Annotated in this window: 5 protein-coding genes and 1 pseudogene; 4 read left to right on the top strand and 2 right to left on the bottom strand. The window is 52.1% G+C overall.

The features are described 5' to 3' along the window. On the top strand, nt 1-149 hold a 149-nt coding region (locus NS365_RS23805), incomplete at its 5' end, for an integrase core domain-containing protein (RefSeq protein WP_153003866.1). Between the two features lie 13 nt (nt 150-162). Here the strand turns inward: NS365_RS23805 and NS365_RS19675 are convergent. Then, nucleotides 163-486 (bottom strand): annotated as a pseudogene (locus NS365_RS19675) (IS6 family transposase); the annotation flags it as partial. Between the two features lie 469 nt (nt 487-955). On the opposite strand from NS365_RS19675, the gene NS365_RS23800 reads away from it, so the two are divergent. From NS365_RS23800 to NS365_RS23795, 3 genes are read left to right on the top strand one after another with little or no spacing between them, the layout of a single operon-like run. Beyond that, nucleotides 956-2,707: an L-tyrosine/L-tryptophan isonitrile synthase family protein gene (locus NS365_RS23800; RefSeq protein ID WP_193753488.1), complete on the top strand. Its 1,752-nt coding sequence runs from the start codon at nt 956-958 to the stop codon at nt 2,705-2,707. A 4-nt stretch (nt 2,708-2,711) separates the two neighbouring features. Further along, nucleotides 2,712-3,923, top strand: a complete 1,212-nt coding sequence (locus tag NS365_RS19670) for an MFS transporter (protein WP_206612155.1) — start codon at nt 2,712-2,714, stop codon at nt 3,921-3,923. Then, on the top strand, nt 3,916-4,911 hold the full coding sequence (locus NS365_RS23795; protein WP_082684730.1) for a GlxA family transcriptional regulator: 996 nt from the start codon (nt 3,916-3,918) through the stop codon (nt 4,909-4,911). Before NS365_RS19670 ends, NS365_RS23795 begins: the two co-directional genes overlap by 8 nt. A gap of 89 nt (nt 4,912-5,000) precedes the next feature. On the opposite strand, the gene NS365_RS19665 is transcribed toward NS365_RS23795, so the two are convergent. Next, the coding region (locus tag NS365_RS19665) for a helix-turn-helix domain-containing protein (protein ID WP_244498507.1) at nt 5,001-5,267 on the bottom strand (267 nt) is incomplete at its 5' end.

Below are 5,267 nucleotides of genomic sequence, written 5' to 3'. Positions count from 1 at the left end.
TCTACGTCCGCGTCTCTGCCCTTCCTGACGCTCGGACCGTCATCGACACGCTGCCGATCTGGTTCGAGCACTACAATACCGTTCACCCTCACAAGGCGCTCGGATATCTCTCACCGCGCGAGTTCATCGCGTCCCGGCAATCCCTCTGATCTGTCCGATCATTCGGGGGCAACAACAGAAGTCCAGCGTTTCCCCACCGTCACCGATCGAGCGGTAGAGATACATCCATTCACCGCGAACCTTCACATAGGTCTCGTCGACGTACCAGGTCTTGGTCTGAAGGGGTTTGCACCATTGGACACGGCGGTCGAGCTCGGGCGCGTAGTGCTGGACCCATCGATAGATTGTCGTGTGGTCCACCGACAGATGGCGCTCAGCCATCATCTCCTCGAGGTCGCGGTAGCTCAGCGCGTAACGACAGTACCAGCGCATGCACAACAGAATGATGTCGGGGGCGAAGTGCCGGCCTTTGAACGCCAAACTCATGCCTCACGCCCCCGACTGTAGCAGCCTTCAGCTCAAAAGCTCGCATCCCCAATCGCTATTCGCAACAGACCCCGCTCCTGCGAAAGGCCGAAGAGAGAACCGTCGAGGCGCTTTGAATGACAACGGCAAGCTCGTCGATCGCCTCAAGCCCGGCGAATGTGCCAACTTCATCAAAGCCGCCGCATATGACCGAGACTAATAGGATTCTGCGCTAGCCGATTTGGGATGTTTAATATCTATAATACTTATAATTCGTAATAAAATATTTAAGCGTCCAGTATTTTTCTTTGCAATAACATAGGGGATGCGGGATGTAACCCGGTTAAGTCTGAACGTTTCAAGATAAATGCAAAGGCGACATCGGACCGTCGCCTTGATGCGGTCCTGGCCGTATTTGCATGTTATTTGGCCGGACTGGACATCCGAATCATGGAAGCATGGGTCTCCAATAAAATTTGGGGAATTATCGGTGTCGTCCCATACCAACGCATTAGAATACAACACTGAGTCTATTGGTGGAACTTATAGCAGAATACAATTATTAAACCCTAATGTAATTTCTGCAAGCAATAAAGTTTTTTATTTGAGCGTCGACGCGACCGACATCGAATGCGCGGTCGTCAAAACACTACGTCGATTCGAGAATGATCTCGTAGCAAAGCTATCAGAAAAGGCTGTCAACCGTTTGCTCATGCCTGGTCGCTGGCCGCGGATGGGTGTCGCCGAACTAATTTGTGAGGTTGTGACCGACCTATCTATCCGTAAAGGAAGCCTTAGCGAGATTGGACGGCTCGACCGGTCTTGTCAGATAGCCAACAAAATCGAGCAGCATGGAGAAGTTGAATTCGCAATTTTACTGCTGCCTTTTAGGACTGCTTCCCCGCTGAAGAACCGCGGCACCTTGCCGGATATAGGAGAGTTCTTCACCTTGGTTTCTCTTCACGCGATCTCACGAGCCTGTCGTGAGGCTCAGCTATGGATACACAACCTCATTGTAAAAATACGAGAGTTGGTTGGAGAGCATGCGTATGAGTGTGCAGAGCATGTTGCCATCGGCGAAGGCGATGACCTAAGTCACTACTTCTCGCAAGCGATCCAGCAATGTGCTGAAGTTGGCTGTACGCCAAAGGTTAGTGCCGCAGCGCGAAAACGACTGAGGCAAATGGAAGCAATTCGCAGCGATGTTCGTGTTTATAATGGTGATACCTTTGTACGTTTACTAAAAGAACTTGCATTCTCCTCTGTCCCGCTCGATGCTTGGCTGACATTCAAGAATTTGCCTCTTATTCCTGTTCGTATACTCGCTTGTCAAGACGCCGGACGGTATCCATGCTTTGCATCAGTATCACCTGATCAGATAGCTGAGTATCTCTCAGTTTTACTTGAGGCTATGTCTGCCCTGGGTCTCGATGAGGACTTTTTATGTCTAATAAATTACTCCGATATTAAAGTAAAATCGGAACAAAGTAAAAATAAAAATGGAAGCGACATTTATTTTTATGATCGAGTAAACACTCTGGAGAAATCTATTAACAGTGCATTACAAGACATATGGGTGGCCAACGGCCGTGACCAGTTTCAGGACGAACTTAAGCGAATTGATCCAACGGGCGCTGTAGCTCCGCTGTTCGAGCCTCTACTTTTCTCCTTGGAACATCCCGATATCCCGATGATTGCCCGTCAGAGCAATATTGATCCTGATCGGCTCTACTTTGAGATTATGAAAAACATATACCGGCCTAGCGTTAATGAGAGTCATGAACAGCTGCGTCGACTGATTGTCAGAAATTCTCTACTAGGATCTGCTCTTTATTGTGCTGCTTACGAAGCTAATACAGGTTCGAAAAATCCAGACGGCTTTGATGATGTTGCCGCCATGTTTCCCAATGCCCTTCGCATGTCAATTCATCAAAAGGATGAAGCTATCGGACATTTTTCAATCCATGTGAGTCCAACGGCGAACCGAACTCCTTGGCATGGGAGCGCATATCTTACTGCTGCATGCAGATCGGGCGTCGTCCAGATTTCAATTGAGCTGGCAGGCCTCGTTGAACTAGCTGGCGCACGACGTGTCATACCGAAAGGCCATGCGCGCGGCATTTTTGCTCGCCATGTCAATATCGGCCAGCCGATTGCTTTTCTAGCCCCGACCCTAGCTGTTTCCTCGTCAGAAGATCTGCTCGATCTTTTCTCGAATAACTGCCTCACAGCGAACGGATAATAATTTGCTTTCTAGGATTTCGTCGAGAGCGTCCATTTCGCGTAATGCGACTATCCTGATGATTTGCAATGCCCTCTTCATCTGCTCGATTTCTATAGATTTGGCTTTGACGGGCATCGTAGGCTTTCAGTTGACGCCTATACCAATGCTAGCAACATTACCCTTCGCATTAATTACGGTGGGCGCTGCGACCACAACATGGGGTGCCGCTGGGTTGATGCAGCGGGTCGGTCGCCAAGCAGGCTTCATGATTGGCACCAGCTTAGGTGTGATGGGTGGGGTCATTTCGGTCTGGGCGGTGCTGCATGGACATTTCTGGGTCTTTTGCCTTGGAACGTTTTTGGTCGGTGTCTGGCAGGCTTTTGCGCAATACTACCGCCTTGCCGCAGCTGATAACGTCTCAGAGGAGGATAAGTCCAAAGCGATTTCCTGGGTGCTCGCTGGTGGGCTGATCGCGGCCCTCGTCGGGCCGGCGCTTGCGAATTGGAGCCGCGGTTGGCTTGGGGACCCCTTTTTCGCCGGCGCCTATGTTGCAGTCGCCTGCCTTGCCTTAACATCACTTATTCTGTTGCTCTTCTATCGTGATGATGCGAATTTTCGTACACGAACTCACGTCTCGGGACGCTCCGTTGCATTTGGTGATCTACTCTCTCGGCCGATCTATCAGGCTGCAGTGGTGAATTCGACCGTTAGCGGTGTGGTTATGATGTTTCTCATGACGGGAGCGCCAATCGCGGCGCTCGGCTGCGGACTTGGCGTGGAAGACAGCACCAGCATAATTCAGTGGCATCTGGTGGGCATGTACGGCCCTTCCTTCTTTGTAGGAATGCTCATCTCCCGCTGTGGACTGGTTCGAATAGTGCATGTGGGAAACCTGCTTACGTTCGTCAGCGTTGTGCTGGCTGTCACCTCCCAAACTACCTTCGCCTTCCATGCAGCATTGCTGACGCTCGGTGTGGGATGGAATTTTATGTTTGTCGGCGGAACTACCCTCTTGGCTAAATCTCATACTACTGCTGAGCAGGCGCGCGCGCAGGGTTTTGCAGAATTTCTTCGCTTCGGTGGCACTGCGCTTGGAGCTGTCGCGGCCGGACCGCTCCTCCAAAGCATGGGCTGGCAAATCATGAACATCAGCGTTTTACCTCTGCTCGCGGCAGCACTATGGTTCACTATCAAATGGGATGGAAAAACAACCGGCGATCAGATGAATGGATGAAGTTACCTCGCATCTTGTTGCCTTTCTGGTCTCGCCTGGGGTCAATATGATCGATTTGGGCGGGCCTATGCAGGCATTCTCTACCTGCAATACATTGGCCAAACGCGGCACTTTATATGAGATCATCACTGCATCAGCACAGGGTGGGGCAGTGCAGACAGCGCCGGGTCTAATGCTTCCGACTACTGCTATAGCTCAGATCGACCCTTCCAACATCGATACGCTCGTTGTTCCCGGCGGAAGCAATGGTGGCCAGCCACCGGAAAACAACGAACTCGCACACTGGATCTCAGCCAACAGTGCAAGGATTGGGCGGATTTGCTCCGTCTGCACGGGAGCATTCTTGCTTGGGCAAGCAGGTATTCTCTCAGGGCGGCGGGTGGCTACGCACTGGCGATGGGCCGAGGAGTTGCAACGCCGTTACCCGGAAGCCCACGTGGAACTGGACCCGATCTATATCGAAGATAAGAATGTCTGGACCTCTGCCGGGGTAAGTGCCGGCATCGATCTCGCGCTGGCGCTTATTGCCCGCGATCAAGGACGAGCGACTGCTATGGCTGTCGCGCGTAATCTGGTTGTTTATATCACGCGCTCGGGTGGCCAAGCGCAATTTAGCGTTCCACTCGAGGCGCAAAGCGCATCTGGAAATACTTTCGCCGATCTTGAAGACTGGATTCTTAATCATCTTACGATGCGATTAGATATAGCAACGTTGGCGAACAGAGTGGGCATGTCCGAACGCAGTTTTCGTCGTAAGTACCATGAAGCCACGGGACGAACGCCCATGCGGGCAGTTGAAGCCTTTCGACTGGAAGCAGCCTCGCAATCGCTGATTTCGACGATGCAATCGGTCAAGCAGATTGCTCGTGCAGTGGGGTGTGAGACTGAAAACAACTTACTACGTCTCTTTCGTCGGCACTATGGGATCACGCCAGTTGAGTTTCGACAAAGATTTTCTAAGCAACCAGAAAATTCCGCTGACCCGTAATGAATCTTCTCCATTCCCTGTGTTGAGGTCAAAGGCTACGTTGCATATTTGGAACGGAGACTTCAGTAACTGAGCCGGCCCTGCAACCGCTATGAATGCTCGACCGATCTCTCCGCGCCGTCTTCGTGATCATCCTTTCCTCTCACTTCATCGCGCGCCCGTTGGATGGTCTGCCGGCTGACGCCATAGTCGCGTGAGAGCTTGGAGACCGAAGCCCCCTCCCCCAGCTTCTCGCGGACCACCTGCTTCTGCACGTCCGTCAGGCTGCGCGGACGGCCCAGCACCTTGCCCTGTTCCTTCGCCCGGATCAGGCCCGCATGGGTGCGCTCGATCAGAAGATCGCGCTCGAACTCGGC

It is taken from the genome of Aureimonas ureilytica (assembly GCF_001475935.1).
GTDB classification, from domain to species: Bacteria; Pseudomonadota; Alphaproteobacteria; order Rhizobiales; family Rhizobiaceae; genus Aureimonas; species Aureimonas ureilytica_A.
This window is presented reverse-complemented; position numbering and strand designations above follow the sequence as displayed.